We start from the raw sequence: 19,916 nt of genomic DNA, 5'->3' as shown, positions 1-19,916 counted from the left end.
CCTCCAGTAACTTACTTCACTCCTGCATCGATAGTGAGTGATTTCTCAGCTGTTGACAATTCCGCCGATGTGCCAAGTGGTACTGAAAAGTGCGGGAGGCAGTGGCCAATTTTAAAGCCTAACATCACCGGACACTGAAGGTCGGCAAAATAATCATGAAAAACCTGTTCCAATGACAGAGATGGTTTTTCTTTTTTCGGTTCGGCTTCGGCAAAATCCCCAACAATAATTCCCGCTGCATCAGTCAGTTTTCCGGCAAGTTTTAACTGGTTCAGCATCGCATCAACTCGATACGGCTCCTCGCCTATATCTTCGAGTAACAGCAGTTTTCCTGTTGTATCAATTTCATATGCTGTACCTAATGTACTAATCAGCAGGGACAGGTTTCCCCCAACTAACGTACCTGTTGCTTCGCCCGGGACAAGGACTTGCAGTGAGGAAATATCTTCCGTGTAGAATAGTTTCGCAGGTTTAAATAATTGCTGGAATAAGCTTGCAGACAACGAATCAAAATCAGCATCCGCAATATCAGATGCAAGCATTGGACCATGAAACGTAACAAGATCAGTTGCTTGGCGAATCGTTGTATGTAAATAGGTTATGTCGCTATAGCCCCAAATGATTTTCGGATTTTGTTTAATTAGCTCGTAATCAATATCCTTGGCGATTCTCCCAGTACCATATCCGCCTCTGGCGAAAATAATTGCCTTAACACTTTTGTCAGCTATCATATCGTGAAAGTCAGCTAACCGCTGTTCATCCGTTCCGGCCAAATAGCCGTGAACTTCGTCAATATATTTTCCCAGTCTGATGTTCAGGCCCATTTTTTCAAAAAAAGGAATAGCCCGCTTCAAGCGTTTCATATCAACTGGGCTTGCTGGTGCAATCACACCAATCGTATCACCATTATATAAACGTTCTGGAAGTATCATCAGAATACCTCTTTCTGTGCTTTAAAATTTAAAGTGGAAAGAAGGAGTGGCCCGGGATGAGCCATTCCTCCTTAACACTTAATAGGTTGTCGCTCGAGTTTGGTGCTCGTCGCTCGAGTTTGGCTGCTCGTCGCTCGAGTTTAGCTTCTCGTCGCTCGAGTTTGGCTGCTTCTCGCTCGAGTTGGGCTGCTCGTCGCTCGAGTTTGGGTGCTTCTCGCTCGAGTTGGGCTGCTATCGCTCGAGTTGGGCTGCTCGTCGCTCGAGTTGGGCTGCTTCTCGCTCGAGTTTGGGTGCTCGTCGCTCGAGTTTGGGCGCGTGTCGCTCGAGTTTGGCTGCTCGTCGCTCGAGTTTGATCTGCTGTCGCTCGAGTTTGGCTGCTTGTCGCTCGAGTTTGGGTACTCGTCGCTCGAGTTTCAAGATATATAAGATGAGTCTATTTCTTATCTGCCCATTTAAGTTCTAGATAACCTACTGGATGGCGTACAACTCCAGTTACGTCATCTTTATAGATAAACACTTGGTTATAATAATGAATTGGGAAAATAGGCATTTCTTCAGCTAGTAAGCTCTCCGCTTCATACATTAATCCCCAACGCTTTTCTTCATCTGTTTCCGTTTTAGCCTGTGAAATCAACTCATCATATTTTTCGTTTGACCAGCCAGTACGGTTCATAGTTGAATCGGTAACAAAGCTTTCCAGGAAGTTTACCGGATCGCCATAGTCAAATATGAATGAACTACGTGACAGCTGGTGTTTCAATCCTTTTTGATCTTCGAGGAATACGTTCCACTCCGTGTTCTCAAGCGTTACATCAACACCAAGGTTCTCAGTGAACATATCCTGTAGTGTTGCAGCAATCGCTTTGTGTGACTCACTTGTATTATACGTTAATGTTACAGGTGGCAACTCGTCATAACCTTCTTCGGCCATACCTTCTTCTAGTAGTTTCTTAGCTTGTTCTGGGTCAAAATTCACAAGATCGCCATTGGCTTCACGGAATTCTTCACCACTCGGTCCTGTAAACCCAGGTGATACAAAGCCTGTTGCCGCTTTTTCTTTATTTTTTGTTACATAGTCAACAATATTCTGCTGGTTAACCGCTAATGCAAATGCTTTACGGATCTTAGCATTCTGGAACGGTTCTTTTGTAACATTAAAGCGATAGAAATAAAGTCCAGCTTGTTCCTCGATAACAACATTGTCACCATCCAACAGCTGTTCAGCCATATCTGGTGGAATATTCGTCATATCAAGCTCATCACTTTCAAACATTTGATACTCGGTGTTTGTATCATTAACCATTGCCCAATTTACTTTATCTAATTTCACTGTATCTTTATCCCAATATTGATCGTTCTTTACCATAACCATTTCACTATCGTGTGACCATGATTCAAGTTTGAATGGTCCGTTGGCTACAAATGTTTCTGCTTCTGAAAACCATTCTGGGCTTTCTTTTGCCACTTCAGCGTTTACCGGGAAGAATGCTGGATTCGAAATTACTTGTAAAAAGAATCCGGTTGGTGCAGTTAATGTTACTTCAAATGTTTTTTCATCTACTGCTTTTACCATTACATCTTCTGCAGACCCTTCACCACTGTTGTATGCCTCGCCACCTTCGATAAAGTAGCCTAGGAATGCAGCAGGTGAACCAGTTTCAGGATTTAACAGCTGCTTCCATGCATAAACAAAATCCTCTGCTGTTACAGGGTCCCCATTTGACCAGTTTGCATCCTCACGAAGATGGAATGTGTATGTTTTATCACCATTGGATTTTTCCCAATCCTCAGCCATTGCTGGTTGTGGGGTATCATCTTTCCCTAAACGTGTTAAACCTTCCATTAGGTTGTTCAAGACATTCCATGAAACTGAGTCAAAACCAACTGGTGGATTTAATGATGTAGGTTCTTCCCCATTGTTCATATACAATACTTTTTCTTCACTTTCTGCCCCTTCACTGTTGCCTTCTCCGTCATTACCTTCGTTGCCTGAATCATCGCCGCCCGAACTCGTTGTACACGCAGCTAATGCGATAATCGTTAATACAGAAATAAATAATAAAAACCATTTCTTCATAAGTTGTAACGCCCCTTTTGTTTTTATTTTGTTGCTGTACTTGCTAAAAGCTGTTTAGCCCGTTCATCCTGCAGCCAGCAATCCACTTTGTGTGAGTCGCTGAGTTCAGTCTGATCCGGGTAAACTTTATCACACACCTCCATTGCGAATGGACATCTTGCTGTAAATGGACATCCTGCGGGAGGTGAGAATAAATCTGGTGGTGTTCCGTCAATCGGAATTAATTTTTCGCCTTGTAAGTCAAGACGTGGAACTGATTTAAGCAGTCCTTTTGTATATGGATGTTCTGGGTTGTAAAAAATCTCTCTCCTGCTGCCAACTTCAATTATTTTTCCAGCATACATAACGGCAATGCGGTCGGCAATTTTGGCAACTACTCCAAGGTCATGGGTAATCAAAATAATGGAGACACCCATTTGTTGCTGAATTCTATCAAAGAGTTCCAGGATTTGTGCCTGAATCGTTACATCGAGTGCTGTTGTTGGCTCGTCTGCTATAAGCAGATCCGGTTCACAAATAAGTGCCATTGCAATCACAATTCTCTGTCGCATTCCACCGCTGAATTGGTGGGGATATTGCTTTAGTCGTTCATCAGGATTTGGAATTCCTACCAAATCCATCATTTCGATTGCTTTTGCCTTTGCATCAGTACTTGACGTATTATAATGTTGCCGTAATCCCTCAACAAGCTGTGTGCCAATTGTTAACGTTGGGTTCAATGCTGTCATCGGGTCCTGAAATATCATTGATATATCAAAGCCTCGAATGGAACGCATTTCTTTTTCCGGAAGACTTGTTAAATCCTTTCCATTAAATGTAATCGTCCCGTTCGAAATTTTGCCCGGTGGATCCGGTATCAGCCGCATGATTGCATTTGACGTAACACTTTTTCCGCAGCCTGATTCTCCAACGATTGCTAGTGTTTCTCCTTTATTTAAATGAAAATTCACCCCCCGTACAGCTTTGACCGTTCCCCCATATGTAGAGAACGTTACGTGAAGATCGTTTACTTCAAGTATTTTTTCCATTTGTGTCACCTACTTCCTCAGCTTCGGATCGAGTGCATCCTGAAGCCCGTCGCCTAATACGTTAAATGCAAACATTGTAAATGAAATAAAGAATGCCGGGAAAAATAAAGTCCACCATTTACCGGATAATATTGCCCCTAATGAGTCATTCGCCATGACACCCCAGCTTGCAAATGGTGTTTGAATACCTAAACCTAGGAAACTTAAAAACGCTTCTGCGAAAATTGCGGTTGGTACGGTTAAAGTCATTTGTACAATAATCGGTCCCATCGTATTTGGAAGCAGATTTTTCCGAATGATTCGTTTAGTCTTTGTACCAAATGACTTCGATGCCAGCACAAATTCATAGTTTTTGATTTGCAGAACCTGACCCCGAACAATCCTGGCCATGCCAACCCATCCTGTTATTGTCAGTGCAAGGATAATCGTTGTTAGACTTGGCCCTAAAACTACTAACAGCAAAATAACTACTAATAAGTATGGAAGTCCATATAAAATTTCGATAATACGCATCATGATATTGTCTGTACGTCCACCTTTATAGCCGGAAATCCCACCATAAATCACACCTACGAAAAAGTCTATGAGAGCTGCCATCAAGCCGACAAATAACGATATTCGCGCACCATACCATGTCCGTGTAAATACATCCCGTCCAAGCGAGTCAGTGCCAAACCAATGCGTGCCATTTGGTGGCTGAAATTGATTCGGTAAGTTCTGTTCGCGAACGGAGAAAGGTGAGAGCATTGGACCGATTACTGCCATGATTCCTAGTAAAATTAGAAAAATAAGCCCGGCCATTGCTATTTTATTTTTCCGAAGTCGTTTCCAGGCATCCTGCCAATAGGAAAGTGATGGTCTGGAAACAGCCTCTGCTGCTTCATTGTCTTTTTCCTTCCACTTAAACCAGTCATCTGGTACGTCGGCAGGAGAATAGGTTTTTGACTCATCTGCTAGTTTCATATTATTCTCCCCCCTTTTTGTGCATTTTGATTCTAGGGTCTAGTATTCCATAAGCAATATCTACTAAAAATAGTGTAAAGATAAGGAATGCACTATAGAAAACGGTTGTCCCCATAATTACTGGGTAGTCCCGCTGGTTAATACTTTCGATAAAATATTTTCCCATACCTGGGATCGCATAGATTTTTTCAATTACGAATGTTCCCGTCAGAATACCCGCTAGCAGGGTCCCCATAATCGTCACAACAGGCATAAGTGAATTTTTCAAGGCATGTTTTACAACGATCTTCCATGGTGACAACCCTTTTGCACGGGCCATCTTGATATAGTCCTGAGTTAGGACCTCAATCATCGTTGAACGTGTCAGACGGGCGATAATTGCCATCGGACCTGTAGCTAATGCGACGACAGGTAATATCATGTGACGAGGACTTGCCCACGTTGCTGCTGGCAATATCCCCAAATATACTGCAAATGATTGAATGAATATTGTTGCCAGGACAAAGTTAGGAATTGAGATACCGAGAACAGCTATACTCATTGCCAGATAGTCAATAATTCCATTATGTCGTAATGCTGCCAGAATTCCTAAAAGTATTCCAGATATAACAGCAACTAAAATCGTCACCATACCAAGTTCAAATGATACAGGAAAGCCTCGGCTAAGGAGGTCATTTACAGTTTCAGTAGGCTGCTTGATTGATGGTCCGAAATCCAAGGTAACGATTGATTTTAAATAAAGCAAATATTGTATGTAATATGGTTCATCCAGATTATAGTGGGCTTCCAGGTTAGCCTGGACAACTTCATTTGTACCCCGTTCTTCGTTTAACGGTGAGCCTGGTATGGTTATCATAAGGACAAAAGTAAGCGTAACTATAATCCATAACGTTACTGCCATTATGGCAAACCTCTTCAAAATATATCGTAGCATCTGTTTACACTCCTATGAAAAAGTTGTACGCATAGCGAGCTCAGTCATTACCAGCATAGCTTGATACGCTTCTAGAATATCTTTTGCTTGATATTTAACGATTGTAGTGCCTGGCGCTATTTCTGTTCCAGGCATAAGATTTGCCCACTCAGCCTGTCCGTGGTTATTAAATTCAATCTCTAAGGTAGGATTTTCGGGTAGTGTTAACGGCTTAACATTATGCCGATTATCCAATGCTTGGTTTACTTTATTGGTTAGTAGCTCCCCTGCCTTTTTAGGAGTTAGGCTTTTGACCGACGACCGTGAGATAGTCTCTTTTACTGCGGCGGTTGTAATGTTTGGAATTAGTTCCTCCGCTTCTTTGGCAGCTTGATCATCACCAGCAACCATTAAAATTGGAACACCGTAATAGCCCGCAAGATAAGCGTTTAACCCAAGCTCTCCAATTGGCTTATCGTTGATATAGAAATTCCGTACTGCGTGAATCATGGCATGTGACATTACACCGTATTGACCTGCACGAGCATGGTATCCGACAAACATTGCTCCTGCATAGCTATCATCCAATCCTTGCATCATAGAATAGGGTTTTACTTCCCCTGTAATTAAAGTTGCATCTGGATGCAGCTGTTCTATTAAAATATTATTCATTTTAGAGTGACTATCATTTATTAAGATTTCATCACAACCAAACTTATACGCAGTATCAATGACATAATTTGTTTCATCTGTCATAATTTTACGTCCGCGTTCATAGTTGTGTTCTTTGTAGTCCACATATGTATAATCAGGAAGTCCTGTTATTCCTTCCATGTCTACAGAAATGTATAATTTCATGATGTATGCTCCTTTTTGAGTTCGTAATTTTCTTTCAATTTTACCATAGAAAAGCTAAAATACAATGATGAATTTGAATGAAATTAATCTTTGGAAAAAATTTTAATTAGAAAACTTAGCAATAGCCAAGCACTATTAGTGGGCGCCATAGTTGCACTGTGCAGTAAGAAAATATGCCTGTTTTTTTGCAAAAGAAAAAGCAGATGTCAAAAAACCTAACATCTGCTTCAAATCTTATATTCTATAAATTCATTTTACTTACCTAGGAAAGCTCAGCAATAATTGATTCACTTTGTTTATCTACTTGTACAAAGGGGTTAACAACATCACCGTTTTCATCTACACGTTCAATATCCGCACCTAATGCAGCTAATTTTCCAGCGAAATCAACATATCCGCGATCAAGATGCTTTAATTCTGTCACACGTGTGAATCCTTCTGCACGTAGTCCAGCCAAAATTAGTGCTGCAGCCGCACGTAAATCAGATGCAGCAACTTCAGCACCTTGCAGATCAGATGGCCCTTCAATAATAACACTGCGGCCTTCTATTTTCATTTTAGCATTCATGCGGCGAAATTCCTCCACATGCATAAAACGGTTCTCAAACACTGTTTCGGTTATAACACTAGTGCCATATGCACTAAGCATTAATGACATCATCTGTGACTGCATATCAGTCGGAAACCCTGGATGTGGTAATGTCTTAATGTCAGTAGACTTTAATTTATCAGGTCCAATAACCCGAATACCATCATGCTCTTCCAGAACGGTTACATCCATTTCTTGCAGTTTGGAAATAACAGAACGCAAATGCTCAGTTTCAGCATTTTCGATAAATACATTTCCACCAGTTATTGCTGCTGCGACCATAAATGTCCCAGCTTCTACACGGTCTGGAATAATCCCATGCTCCGTTCCATAAAGTTTTTCGACACCTTCAATACGAATTGTTTCTGTTCCAGCACCAATTACTCTAGCGCCCATTTTGTTAAGGAAATTAGCTAAATCAACAATCTCAGGTTCTTTAGCGCAATTTTCTATAATAGTCTTACCCTCAGCTAGTGCTGCAGCCATGATAATATTTTCTGTTGCACCAACACTCGGCATATCCAAATAGATTTTTGCACCGTGCAGACGTCCTTCTGATTCCAATTCCACAAAACCATTACCAACGTGTACATTTGCACCCATAGCCTCAAAGCCTTTTAAATGTAAATCTATTGGTCGTGATCCAATCGCACAGCCACCAGGCATCGCAACCTTCGCATGACCATAACGAGCCAGAAGTGGCCCAAGAACAAGCACGGATGCACGCATTTTACGTACATATTCGAAAGGAGCTTCTGTTTTCAAGGGTTTTGTTGCATCTACGTTAATTGTATTATTTTCAAAATGTACGTTTGCATTCATATTTCGTAAAACTTCATTAATTGTATACACATCAGCTAAGTTAGGAACGTCGGTGATAATACTTTCACCTTCGCTTGCAAGAATACTTGCAGTGATTACAGGTAACACTGCATTTTTGGCACCTTCTACTTTAACAGTGCCATTCAGTTGATTCCCGCCTCGTACTATGATTTTTTCCATATTCCAAATCTCCTTATGTTCCATTTTCACTATATTAATATTCAGTAATCAGGATAGGTGTTCCTATCGTTAGTTTGGTTTTCCCATTTTCAATATCTTTAAACGCTAGTTGTAAGTTCATAGGCTTATCCATTATAGTGATTTTCTGGTCCCATAATGGTGTATACCCATACACAACTTTAGTTAACATTGAATTTTCCACTGTATCTGACTGTTCGTCTATATTCTGTAAGTTCAACGATTCTTTTATTCTATTTAAAAAATAAACACTTCCAAGTTTACCACTTAATGTTGTAGTAATACAAGCGAATTTTGTAGAATTATCACTAAAAAAATCATATTGTACCGATTCAAGTCTATTTAAATAATCTTTTTTAATAGATTTATTCCATGAATTCCCTTCGAGTACTACAGTAAATTGTGCCTGATACTTATCGTCTTTAGGAATGACAATATTATATGTTTCGTTAATATTTGTCTTTTTGTTAATGTACCCAAAAGAATATTTTATACTGTTTTCAGCTTCTTTGCTAGTGACCATTTGACTATTTTTTGTTTTCAGCTTTTTAATTAACTGTTTTACCCTATCCTTGCTCATTTGCTCTTTAATGGTTACCTCCCAATTTTCAACTTCCATATCGCTCCCAGTCAATGTTGAAGCCAACGCTGACATTTCTTCCTGCTGCTTTTGGCTAACTGCATCACCTGTAGTTAATAATAATATAATTGACATAAGTACAATCTTCTTCATAAAAAAATCCCCCTTGCAAAACTATATAAATAGTATGAACAGGGAGATTACTTAAAATACCTAGAAAACCTAGTAAATTATCGACATGATTTTCATATGATAGATTTATAAATTTGTATTAATTAGTGATGTTTTAGAAAAGAAACATTAGATCTTGAGACCATTGAAGAAATTCCAAAAAGAACCTGCTAACCCCGGCCCCAATAACTATTGTAATGAACATAATTAAAATTCTTGCTTCCGTTTCACGACCCTTCCTTATTAGTGGATCGAAATTAACCGTTGTAACGACTCTCCAAGTTATATATATGAAGATTAAATGCGATATCATACTTATTAATGCTGTTAGTCCAATTGACGACATATTTTCACACCTTGCTTTTAATGATTTTACTACTCGATTGTTATTTCACTACTGTAACCTTGCCATGTATAGTGCTTGTTGTCAATTATTTGATTGTCGAGAGAAGTGTTTACGAATGCGACTATTTTTTTCATTTCCCGGGAAATATCGACATAATATAGTGGGAAATGAAATGGATTAGGGGGATTCCTACTGAGTAAAACGAGTTGTGATTGTTTTGTTGATGCTGACGCTCTTCTGTTGATGTTTCATGCTCTTCTGTTGATTTTACCGTATTAATCGCATTATGTTAAAGAAAATTCTACAACAAAAAAATCCCTTATAACATTCTGTTACAAGAGACTTTTCTGCATTTTTTACCGACCGATTTCCAGTCGATTCGTTGCTCGTTTGAGTGCTAATTCTGCCCGTTGGAAGTCGATATCATCTTGTTTAGACTGGAGGCGTTTCTCTGCTCGTGTTTTTGCTTCTCGTGCACGATCAACATTGATTTCAGAAGGCTTTTCAGCAGACTGAGCAAGAATTGTTACCTTATCTGGCCTTACCTCCAAAAACCCGCCATTCACAGCTAATCGCTCCGTATCATTTTCGCGTTTTAATCGTACACCGCTAATTGTTAAAGGAGCAACCATTGGGATGTGTCCTGGTAAAATACCAAGCTCCCCATTTTCTGCTTTACAGCTAACCATATCGAAACTATCTTCCAATACTGGACCATCAGGAGTAACAACACTCACAGTTAGTGTTTTCAATGTAACCCCTCCTCAGACAAGTAAATAGTCGAATGCGAATTAATACTTCCCACCCGCTATTTTGTCTTCGTTATTGTCTAGCTTCGGCTCATAGCGACTAGCGATACTTCCCTCGCCTCAGTATGATAAGTTAACATCAGCTCTCTTAGTGAAGGCCGACTAAAGTCGGGCTACACGCCCAACGTCGGCATGCCTCTATGAAGGAGCATGTTTCCTTTATCTAGAGGCTTAAGGATAATCAGCTAAAAACGCCGCTTTGCGCGGCAACGCTGATCCACCCTGCATGGCAGGGAGCAGTCCGTACGTCGCTGTTCAATAGCCTTCGCTTTTCCTTATTCCATATCTTTTGCTTTTTCTACTACGTCTTCGATGCGACCAACTAGGCGGAATGCATCCTCTGGCAGATCGTCATATTTTCCATCAAGAATTTCTCTGAACCCATTAACTGTTTCACTAACTGGTACATAAGAACCTTTTTGGCCTGTAAACTGTTCAGCTACGTGGAAGTTTTGAGATAAGAAGAACTGAATACGGCGTGCGCGTGATACAGTTTGTTTATCTTCGTCAGATAATTCATCCATACCAAGGATTGCAATGATATCCTGCAATTCTTTATACTTTTGAATTGTTTGTTGTACCTCACGAGCTACTTCATAATGATCATTACCTACTACTTCAGGGTCTAATGCGCGTGAAGTAGATGCTAATGGATCCACTGCTGGATAAATACCTTGCTCGGATAGTTTACGGTCCAAGTTGGTTGTTGCATCCAAGTGAGCGAAAGTTGTTGCTGGTGCGGGGTCTGTGTAGTCATCGGCAGGTACATAAATTGCCTGGATTGACGTAACAGAACCTTTATCTGTTGATGTAATACGCTCTTGCAGTTGTCCCATCTCTGTTGCAAGTGTTGGCTGGTAACCAACTGCAGATGGCATACGTCCTAGAAGTGCTGATACTTCCGAACCTGCCTGGGTAAAACGATAAATATTATCAATAAATAACAACACGTCCTGTTGTTTTTCATCACGGAAATATTCAGCCATTGTCAAGCCTGTTAAAGCAACACGCATACGTGCACCAGGTGGCTCGTTCATCTGACCAAATACCATTGCAGTTTTCGCAATAACGCCTGAATCCTTCATTTCATAGTAAAGGTCATTACCTTCACGTGTACGCTCACCTACACCGGCGAATACAGAAATACCACCGTGCTCTTGAGCGATGTTATTGATTAACTCTTGAATTAGAACGGTTTTACCTACACCGGCACCACCGAACAATCCGATTTTACCACCTTTAATATATGGTGCTAGTAAGTCAACAACTTTAATACCTGTTTCTAAAATCTCAGTTTCTGTTGCTAAGTTTTCAAATTCAGGTGCTTCCCGGTGAATTGGATCACGTCGAGTGTCTTCTGCTAATGGTGCGTCAAGATCTATTTTTTCACCTAAAACATTAAATACCCGTCCTAATGTAACTTCACCAACTGGTGCTGTTATAGCACTGCCTTGGTCTTCTACTGGCATACCACGCTTAACACCATCAGTCGATCCCATTGCAATGGTACGAACAGTGTTATCGCCTTGATGAAGTGCAACTTCCAATGTAAGGTCGATATCTACTCCGCCTTCATCTGTTGCTTCAGAACGGACAACTAATGCGTTATAAATTTCTGGAAGCTGGTTGTCGCCAAATTTAACGTCAACAACTGGTCCCATAATTTGTGTAACATGTCCTTTGTTCATCAGTTTCCCTCCTATCTTACTTTCGAACTGGTCAAGTAGCTATTCTAGTGCTGCAACTCCACCAATTATCTCGGTAATCTCTTGTGTGATAGCTGCCTGGCGTGCACGGTTATATGACAATGACAAGTCATCAATAATATCCTCCGCATTATCGGATGCACTGTTCATTGCAGTTCTCCGTGCTGCGTGTTCACTCGCTTTACCGTCTAACAATGCACCGTAAATTAAGCTCTCTGCATATTGTGGTAATAGAACCTTGAGAATTTGCTCTTGATCCGGTTCATATTCATACTGACTGCCACTCATACCAGCCTTACCTTCAATGTCAGTAATCGGCAGTATTTTTTTCGATGTAACTTCCTGAGAAATCGCACTTACATAATGGTTATAATAGATGTTTAATTCATCAATTTCTTCGTCAGTGAACATTTGCACTGTTTCAGATGCAAGTTCTTTAATTTCAGCAAAATCAGGTTGGTCAGCCAATCCGATTATACTCTTGGCAATCGGCATATCACGTTTCTTGAAAAACTCATATCCAATACGTCCAATTGCAACTACTGTATACTCATCTGAAGAATTATGACGTTCGTTAATTGTCCGAAACACATTACGCAGCACGCTGCTGTTATAAGCACCTGCCAAACCGCGGTCAGATGTGATCACAATATAACCAGTCTTTTTAACATCGCGTTTTTGCAACATTGGATGTTGTGCATCCGTGTTTCCGTTTGCAATGCTGCCGACTACTTCCTCCATTTTTTCACTGTATGGAACGAATGATTTAACATTCTGTTCTGCTTTGTTTAATTTGGAAGCGGAGACCATCTCCATAGCCTTTGTAATCTGTTTCATCTTTGTTGTGGAACTAATACGATTTTTAATATCTCTAAGTGATGCCAAGCTTTTTCACCACCCTTTCATTATGGCCTACAGGATAATAAAAACTCCCTGAGTTACATCACACGCAGAAAAAGGGGATTCCTTTTTCAAGGATGCAGGTTAGTTCGACTTTGCCACAAGACGTGACGTTTTTAGTCGAACCTCCTTTTAATTCTGGGCAATTATCGTACTATACAATTATTCACTAGGTAAGAATGTCTTTTTAAATGACGCAACTGCATCATCCATCTTTTCTGCTTCTGGTAATTTACCAGTATCACGAATAGATGTAAGCAATTCTTTACTATTTTCATCCAACCATAGATGGAATTCACTTTCAAAACGTGTGATATCCTCTACAGGAATCTCATCCAGGAAGCCTTTTGTAAGTGCGTAAATAATCATTACCTGTTTTTCAACAGCTATTGGCTTATTCAACCCTTGTTTAAGTACTTCAACTGTACGTGCACCACGATCAAGCTTTGCTTTTGTAGCTTTATCAAGATCAGAGCCAAACTGTGCGAATGCTTCCAACTCACGGAAAGATGCAAGGTCAAGACGTAGCGTACCTGCTACTTTTTTCATTGCTTTAATTTGTGCTGAACCACCAACACGGGATACAGATAAACCTGCGTTAATCGCTGGTCGAACACCAGAGAAGAACAAGTCAGATTGTAAGAAAATCTGTCCATCTGTAATAGAGATTACGTTTGTTGGGATATATGCACCAATATCGCCTGCTTGTGTTTCAACAAATGGCAGTGCAGTTAACGAACCGCCGCCTTTGTCATCATTTAACTTCGCTGCACGTTCCAGAAGGCGTGAATGTAAGTAGAAAACATCCCCTGGGAATGCTTCACGGCCTGGCGGGCGACGTAGTAATAATGAAAGTTCACGGTATGCTGCTGCTTGTTTTGACAAGTCATCATAAACAACTAGTACATGCTTACCGTTATACATAAATTCTTCACCCATTGATACACCTGTATATGGAGCCAAATATAGTAATGGCGCAGGGTCTGATGCACCTGCAGTTACTACAATTGTGTTATCCAATGCACCATAGCGACGGAATGTTTCAACTGTACCTCTAACGGTTGACTCTTTTTGACCGATTGCAACATATATACAGATCATATCCTGATCTTTTTGGTTTATAATGGTATCAACCGCTACAGTTGTTTTACCTGTTTGACGGTCCCCAATGATAAGCTCACGTTGCCCACGACCAATTGGTACAAGTGCATCGATTGCTTTAATACCTGTTTGTAATGGTTCATCAACTGATTTACGATCCATAACACCAGGTGCCGCAGATTCAATCGGACGTGATTTAGTTGTTTCAGCTGGCCCTTTTCCATCAATTGTTTGTCCTAGAGGATTAACAACGCGTCCAAGCAGCTCCTCACCAACTGGTACTTGCATGATTCTGCCTGTGCGGCGTACTTCATCGCCTTCTTTGATCTCTGTAAATGGGCCTAAAATAACGATACCAACATTACTTTCTTCAAGGTTTTGCGCCATGCCCATTACACCGTTTGAAAATTCAACAAGCTCACCAGCCATGACATCGTCAAGACCATGAGCACGGGCGATACCGTCTCCGACTTCAATTACAGTCCCGACATCGCTAACTTCAATTTCCGAGTCAAAATTCTCAATTTGCTGTTTAATCAGACTACTGATTTCTTCAGCTTTGATGCTCATACCATTTCACCCCTATCTTCATTAGTTTGCAGTTACAATACTCCGTTCGATACGCTTTAGTTTTCCACTAATTGTTCCATCATATATTGTGTTGCCGATGCGTAACTTAATGCCGCCAACAATAGATGGATCAACAATGTTATTTAGCTTGATTGTTTGTTTATTAAATCGTTTTGCAAATGTGTTTTCAAGCTCCTGTTTTTCAGCATCTGTTAGTTCACGAACAGAATATACTGTAGCTACTGCAATTCCTTTTGCATCGTTTACCGAATGGATAAAATGGTCAATAATGTCTGGTACAATCTCAATGCGATGACGTTCTGCAAGAATTTTTAATGTATGAACGATATCACTTGAGAAATCATGAAACACTTCATCGACAAATTGTTTCTTTTCCGCATTATTAACACGTGGATGCTTTAGGAATGTTAAAAGTTTACTATTTGATTCAAATACTTCTTTTAGAACATTAAATTCTTCTACTAACTGTTCTATTTTTCCTTGTTCGTTTCCAAGCTGAAAAAGAGCGTCTGCATAACGTTTGGCAACTACTGCTTCACTCATTACTCTTCTCCTGCCTCTTTAATATATTCGTTGATCAATTTCTCTTGATCTTGTTCACTGATTTCTTTTTCAATAACTTTACTTGCTATAAGAACAGATAATGAAGCCACCTTATCTTGAAGTGCTTGAAGTGCTTTCTCTTTTTCATTCTCGATTTCTTCTTGTGCTGATTTCTTGATGCGGTCTGCTTCGTTGCGTGCAGATTCCACAATATCCTGCTCTTGCTTCACACCAGCACTTTTTGCATCTTCAATGATCTTTTGTGCTTCTTGTTTTGTTTGTTTCAATTGAGCCGCGGCCTCTTGTGATGATTTCTCTGCTTCAGCACGACTTTTTTCTGCTTCTTCTATTTCATTTGCTACATATTCTTCACGCTTTTGCATTACTCCCATTAATGGGCCCCATGCATATTTACGCAGTAGTATAAGCAATACGATAAAGAAGAACAGTTGTGTCAGCATGTCGCCTACCTGGAGACCTCCAAGTGATGCATAAATAGTAGTAAACCCAGTGAATGCTTGCACAAAATTCACTCCTTTCACGTTACTTATTGGGCATTAAAATATAAATTGAAAACAACGGCGAAGGTTATATTATTTAATTTAATAGACACGCTCCGCCATTAAAGTTCGTTTGTGATTAAATTTAATTACATTACCATTAGCGCGATTACTACCGCGATAATCGGCATTGCCTCAACCAAACCTACACCAATAAACATTGTTGTTTGAAGTTGACTTTTAAGTTCTGGCTGACGTGCAATCCCCTCAACCGTACGACTTACGATCAAACCGTTACCTACACCGGCACCTAATGCCGCTAAACCTACTGCTACTGCTGCTGCTAAAGCACTCATAATATAAATCCTCCTCAAAATAGTTGTATAAGTTTTTCCGCAGTTAAGAAAGTATAAATTCTTTCTTACTGCATAAGTGTAACTAATAATTTCCTGTTCCAGCAGATAAGTTCTGCTGAAACTGGCTAATTAACAAAAATAATATTGCTTAATGGTCACTTGACACTTTGTGTGACATATAGACCATTGTTAGCATTGTGAAAATAAATGCTTGTATTGAACCTATAAACAAGCTGAACCCTTGCCATGCCAACATCGGAATTGCTCCGCCAAGGAATCCCCAAATACCCGCTGATGTCGTAGCTGCCAGTAAGCCAAGCAGTACTTCCCCAGCATAGATGTTACCAAATAGACGAAGACCTAATGTTAGTGTGTTAGCAAACTCTTCAATGATCTTTATTGGTAGGAACACAGGAAATGGACGTATATAGTCTTTTCCGTATTCTTTTACCCCGCGTACTTTTATTCCATAATAATGGGTTAACACGATGACCATTGTTGATAGCGTTAGTGTGATACCAGGATCGGATGTTGGCGACTTCCACCATAAGTCATGGCCGAATGTTACCATTGTTGCAACACCCATTAAATTACTTACAAGAATGTATGTGATGAGTGTCAGACCCAGAGGCAAGAAAACCTTACCTGTTTTCCAATCCATCGTGTCATTAATCATTCCTTTTACAAAGTCAATGACCCATTCCATAAAATTCTGTGCACCTGTTGGCTTCATTTGAAGCTTTCTAGAACCTAGTACACAAAGAACGAACACGATAAGGGAGGCAATTGCCATCATCAATACGTTGGATAAATTAAAATCAAGCCATGATATTCCAAATACATCTAATGCTAATGGTGCTTCATGATCCACTTTCTTCACCCCTCTTCCATGCACTACTCCTTAGATTTGAACATAACAAAATCTATTATAATGACGAGATAGGATGTCATTAATCCAATTAAAACAGCAATAATATGAAAATGTTCTTCAAAGCGAAGTGCGATAATAACGGCTAATGCTACTGCTGCTAGTCGCGATACAGTACCGAGCCCTCTTGCGGATTGATTCTTTTCTACAGACTCTGCAAAATCGTTTGTTTTCTTTTGTAAAAGCGATAAATTATAAAAACTTACGATGCTTCCTAAAAGAAGTCCGAGGAAGATACTCTGATATGGGGTAAACCCTGCTCCAAGTACCCAAACTGCGAGAAGGTAGAACATCCACTTACGTTGTCGAGTGGCCATACTTTGATAATTCGACATGATTTGACTCTTCTCCTGTGTTTTCGCGTAAAATAGATTGTTCGTAGTCAAGCTCTATTAAAAAGCTTGTCGAATTGACCTCACTTAAATATTTTTACTAGTTAAAACAAAAAAATAAGTGAGATAAATCACTGCTTATGCGGAACAATTTTGGTACACTTATGTAACAATTTTTACTTAAAAACACAATTATTTCAGCATAGTGTAACCCTTATCATTCCACACTTGATTAGTGTACATTAGCCATACCCCATTGTCAATTAGAATGACAACGAAAAACTACTTGACTAGTTACCAATTTTCAGGCAGCATAATACTACCATTTCACCGAGTACAGACAAACCATGAAATAATTACTTAGTTACTATTATAAATGAAATCACTCCTTAATTTAATGACGATTCTGTGAACAGTATCTTGTCGAATTTGGTTATTGAATATAAATTACGGTTTGATAACTCTCAAGCTCGCCATTCTCCAAATGAACCGTAATAATTGCAAGATACCTTCCAGGTTTACCTAATTCAGATTCTTTTAAATAACCTTCATTCATACCTACCTGCACTTCTTCCGTTTGTAAAAACTGCCGATCAAAAATCAGAGTTTCGGGGTTGTACAACTTCACATCGACACTTTTAGCTGGGTCAGTTAAGTATAGCTGATAGACAAACTGGTCATCTGAAAAAGGTTTTAATGAAAATTCGAATCCCATTGCCTTAGGATAGTCAGCAGTTTCATTCACAAACAAGTATGGTAAATGATACAGCTCTTTTCCCTGCTTTAACGTAAGCCAACCTTGGTGTAGTCCTTTTTCTAGTAGTGTACTGTTAACACTCAGTTCAACAGGGATCTTCCTCGTCTCGCCGGCTGGGATTGTAAACGTCTGTGGCAGATTCCATCTAAGTCCCTTTTGCTGCTTGGGTATGTTAAATGCATAAGTTTGTACCTGTTTGGAGTTATTTTCGATGGTCAGTTCAATCTTCTTTGTTTCTTTGTAATCCGTTACTTTTCTGAATGACAGCAATGGATTATGGATAATAGTTGGGGTATTTATAGCTTTTTGTGGCTGAATTTCACCCATCCCCTGAATGTTTGGTTTGAAAGGTATTGATTGATTTGTATTAATCCTGCTTGCAGTGGTTTTTAGTGCACCGGTAAGTTGTTTAATTGTCCAGTCTGGATGTGCTTCTTTAAGGAGTGCCATTGCTCCTGTTACATGTGGAGCCGCCATACTTGTTCCCTGCAGCTCCTGGTATCCTCCTGGAACGGTGCTTAGGATATTTGTGCCTGGTGCACTAACTTCAGGCTTCAAGTCCCAGTTAACCGTTACAGGACCACGAGAACTAAAATCAGCTATTGCTAGTTTAGACTTTTCGTAATTTGATTCCATGTAAACTTTCTTGCCCTTCGTGTATTGCTCAAGCCATTCCCCATCCTGTTTCGAAATGGCTGCAACGGGGATCTGAATTGGATCTTCTGCATTCTCAACTGACCCTTGAAAAATACCAGGCTCATTATTTGAAATAAGCAACGCGATTGCCCCAGCATCCTGTGCCATCTTAGCTTTTTTGTGAAAAGGGGTTTTCCCACGACTGGAGAAAGCTATTTTACCTTTGATGTTTTTGCTGGTTAGTTGCGCTATCTTATAGTCTGTCGAGAAATTCCATGGTGTTGACCCTGCCATTTGCGTTAGTTTAATTTTTTTATCTTCCAATGTTTCCAACAAATATGGCACTGTCTGCGGATTAGCTGCCGCTCCAACAGAAAGCGCATTTGTTGCCGTGGCAGGTGAGCCAACAGTCCAGTCGCCCGGCCCATTATTCCCATTAGCAATGACGACTGCGACACCAAGTTCAACCGCACGATTTACAGCAACACTTGTCGGAAAATCCGGACCATTCACAGAATTTCCCAGGGAGAGATTAATGATATCTGCCCCATCATCCACAGCCTGTTCCAATGCCGCAATCACTTGTACGGATGTTCCTCGACCACCAGGCCCAAGAGCACGATAAGCATATAAATCAACTTGAGGAGCAACCCCCTCCAGATCACCATTAGCTGCAATTATTCCTGCTACATGTGTCCCATGAAGCGTCGGCATTCCTTGGGATTGGATTGTTTCCATCGGATCATCATCAAGATCTACCAAATCAAATCCTGCTACATAATTTGAAGCGAGGTCCGGATGGTCATAATCAATTCCTGTGTCGACTACAGCCACCTGTACACCTTTTCCAGTATATGTGGTGTCATTGAGAGAGGCAGGCATAACTGCGTTTTTCGTTTTTTCTTTAAGCAGCTCGTACTGTGTTTGATATGTAGTAACGGGATGAATGGCTTTAATAAATTCCAATGATTCCATTTTCTCCAGTTTTTTAGGGGTTGCCTGCAGTGCTAGACCGTTAAAAAGTGTCTCGTACGTTGCAATAACATCTATGTAAGGATGATACACTTCAAGATATTTTTTATGTTCTGATGGATCACCTTCAACTTCTATGATAATGGATGCGGTATTATCGGCTATTGCGTGGGTAGATGCAGGTAAGACTGTAATGGATATTAATAGTATAGTCAGGAAAAAACGCATAGCTTATGGGTCCCCTTTTGATCGATAATGTGTGCTATTTATCATTTGGCAAAAGAGGAAGATTCATACATGGGAAATAA

19 protein-coding genes are annotated in these 19,916 nt (G+C 40.1%); all 19 read right to left on the bottom strand.

From position 1 onward, the window contains the following. Nucleotides 1–11: 11 nt before the first annotated feature. The 19 genes from BLS02_RS02965 to BLS02_RS02870 all read right to left on the bottom strand — a co-directional run bounded on the left by BLS02_RS02965 (nt 12) and on the right by BLS02_RS02870 (nt 19,836). The gene (locus BLS02_RS02965) at nt 12–932 is read right to left on the bottom strand and encodes a S66 peptidase family protein (RefSeq protein WP_092491470.1); all 921 of its coding nucleotides are present in this window, start codon (nt 930–932) and stop codon (nt 12–14) included. A 433-nt stretch (nt 933–1,365) separates the two neighbouring features. After that, nucleotides 1,366–3,009: a peptide ABC transporter substrate-binding protein gene (locus BLS02_RS02955; RefSeq protein WP_092491468.1), complete on the bottom strand. Its 1,644-nt coding sequence runs from the start codon at nt 3,007–3,009 to the stop codon at nt 1,366–1,368. A 23-nt stretch (nt 3,010–3,032) separates the two neighbouring features. After that, nucleotides 3,033–4,037, bottom strand: a complete 1,005-nt coding sequence (locus BLS02_RS02950) for an ABC transporter ATP-binding protein (protein WP_092491467.1) — start codon at nt 4,035–4,037, stop codon at nt 3,033–3,035. Nucleotides 4,038–4,046: 9 nt separating this feature from the next. Beyond that, a complete protein-coding gene (locus BLS02_RS02945) occupies nt 4,047–5,000 on the bottom strand; it encodes an ABC transporter permease (RefSeq protein WP_092491466.1) in 954 nt (317 codons plus the stop codon). 1 nt (nt 5,001) lies between these two features. Then, nucleotides 5,002–5,934: an ABC transporter permease gene (locus BLS02_RS02940; RefSeq protein WP_092491465.1), complete on the bottom strand. Its 933-nt coding sequence runs from the start codon at nt 5,932–5,934 to the stop codon at nt 5,002–5,004. Between the two features lie 12 nt (nt 5,935–5,946). Next, on the bottom strand, nt 5,947–6,771 hold the full coding sequence (locus BLS02_RS02935; protein ID WP_092491464.1) for a M55 family metallopeptidase: 825 nt from the start codon (nt 6,769–6,771) through the stop codon (nt 5,947–5,949). Between the two features lie 262 nt (nt 6,772–7,033). Next, nucleotides 7,034–8,362 (bottom strand): UDP-N-acetylglucosamine 1-carboxyvinyltransferase, encoded by a 1,329-nt coding sequence (murA, locus tag BLS02_RS02930; protein WP_092491463.1) that lies wholly within the window; start codon nt 8,360–8,362, stop codon nt 7,034–7,036. A gap of 34 nt (nt 8,363–8,396) precedes the next feature. Then, nucleotides 8,397–9,113, bottom strand: a complete 717-nt coding sequence (locus tag BLS02_RS02925; RefSeq protein ID WP_092491462.1) for a YwmB family TATA-box binding protein — start codon at nt 9,111–9,113, stop codon at nt 8,397–8,399. A gap of 133 nt (nt 9,114–9,246) precedes the next feature. Beyond that, complete coding sequence (locus BLS02_RS02920; protein WP_092491461.1) at nt 9,247–9,477, bottom strand: DUF1146 family protein; 231 nt, start codon at nt 9,475–9,477, stop codon at nt 9,247–9,249. 356 nt (nt 9,478–9,833) lie between these two features. Continuing rightward, complete coding sequence (locus tag BLS02_RS02915) at nt 9,834–10,229, bottom strand: F0F1 ATP synthase subunit epsilon (RefSeq protein WP_092491460.1); 396 nt, start codon at nt 10,227–10,229, stop codon at nt 9,834–9,836. 332 nt (nt 10,230–10,561) lie between these two features. Beyond that, nucleotides 10,562–11,974, bottom strand: coding sequence for a F0F1 ATP synthase subunit beta (atpD, locus tag BLS02_RS02910; RefSeq protein WP_092491459.1), 1,413 nt, complete (start codon nt 11,972–11,974; stop codon nt 10,562–10,564). A gap of 39 nt (nt 11,975–12,013) precedes the next feature. Beyond that, a complete protein-coding gene (gene atpG, locus BLS02_RS02905; RefSeq protein ID WP_092491458.1) occupies nt 12,014–12,877 on the bottom strand; it encodes an ATP synthase F1 subunit gamma in 864 nt (287 codons plus the stop codon). Nucleotides 12,878–13,054: 177 nt separating this feature from the next. After that, complete coding sequence (gene atpA, locus BLS02_RS02900) at nt 13,055–14,563, bottom strand: F0F1 ATP synthase subunit alpha (RefSeq protein ID WP_092491457.1); 1,509 nt, start codon at nt 14,561–14,563, stop codon at nt 13,055–13,057. 21 nt (nt 14,564–14,584) lie between these two features. Then, nucleotides 14,585–15,127 carry a F0F1 ATP synthase subunit delta gene (locus BLS02_RS02895; RefSeq protein WP_092491456.1) on the bottom strand — a complete coding sequence of 181 codons (543 nt, stop codon included), beginning with the start codon at nt 15,125–15,127 and terminating at the stop codon, nt 14,585–14,587. Next, nucleotides 15,127–15,651 (bottom strand): F0F1 ATP synthase subunit B, encoded by a 525-nt coding sequence (atpF, locus tag BLS02_RS02890; RefSeq protein ID WP_092491455.1) that lies wholly within the window; start codon nt 15,649–15,651, stop codon nt 15,127–15,129. Before atpF ends, BLS02_RS02895 begins: the two co-directional genes overlap by 1 nt. Nucleotides 15,652–15,776: 125 nt before the next feature. Then, nucleotides 15,777–15,983: a F0F1 ATP synthase subunit C gene (atpE, locus tag BLS02_RS02885; RefSeq protein WP_092491454.1), complete on the bottom strand. Its 207-nt coding sequence runs from the start codon at nt 15,981–15,983 to the stop codon at nt 15,777–15,779. A 148-nt stretch (nt 15,984–16,131) separates the two neighbouring features. After that, complete coding sequence (gene atpB, locus BLS02_RS02880; RefSeq protein WP_092491453.1) at nt 16,132–16,854, bottom strand: F0F1 ATP synthase subunit A; 723 nt, start codon at nt 16,852–16,854, stop codon at nt 16,132–16,134. A gap of 23 nt (nt 16,855–16,877) precedes the next feature. Beyond that, nucleotides 16,878–17,246: an ATP synthase subunit I gene (locus BLS02_RS02875; protein ID WP_092491452.1), complete on the bottom strand. Its 369-nt coding sequence runs from the start codon at nt 17,244–17,246 to the stop codon at nt 16,878–16,880. Nucleotides 17,247–17,676: 430 nt separating this feature from the next. Beyond that, on the bottom strand, nt 17,677–19,836 hold the full coding sequence (locus BLS02_RS02870) for a S8 family serine peptidase (RefSeq protein ID WP_092491451.1): 2,160 nt from the start codon (nt 19,834–19,836) through the stop codon (nt 17,677–17,679). Between the last annotated feature and the right edge of the window lie 80 nt (nt 19,837–19,916).

This window comes from Virgibacillus salinus (assembly GCF_900102415.1).
Classification (GTDB): domain Bacteria; phylum Bacillota; class Bacilli; order Bacillales; family Amphibacillaceae; genus Lentibacillus; species Lentibacillus subterraneus.
This window is presented reverse-complemented; position numbering and strand designations above follow the sequence as displayed.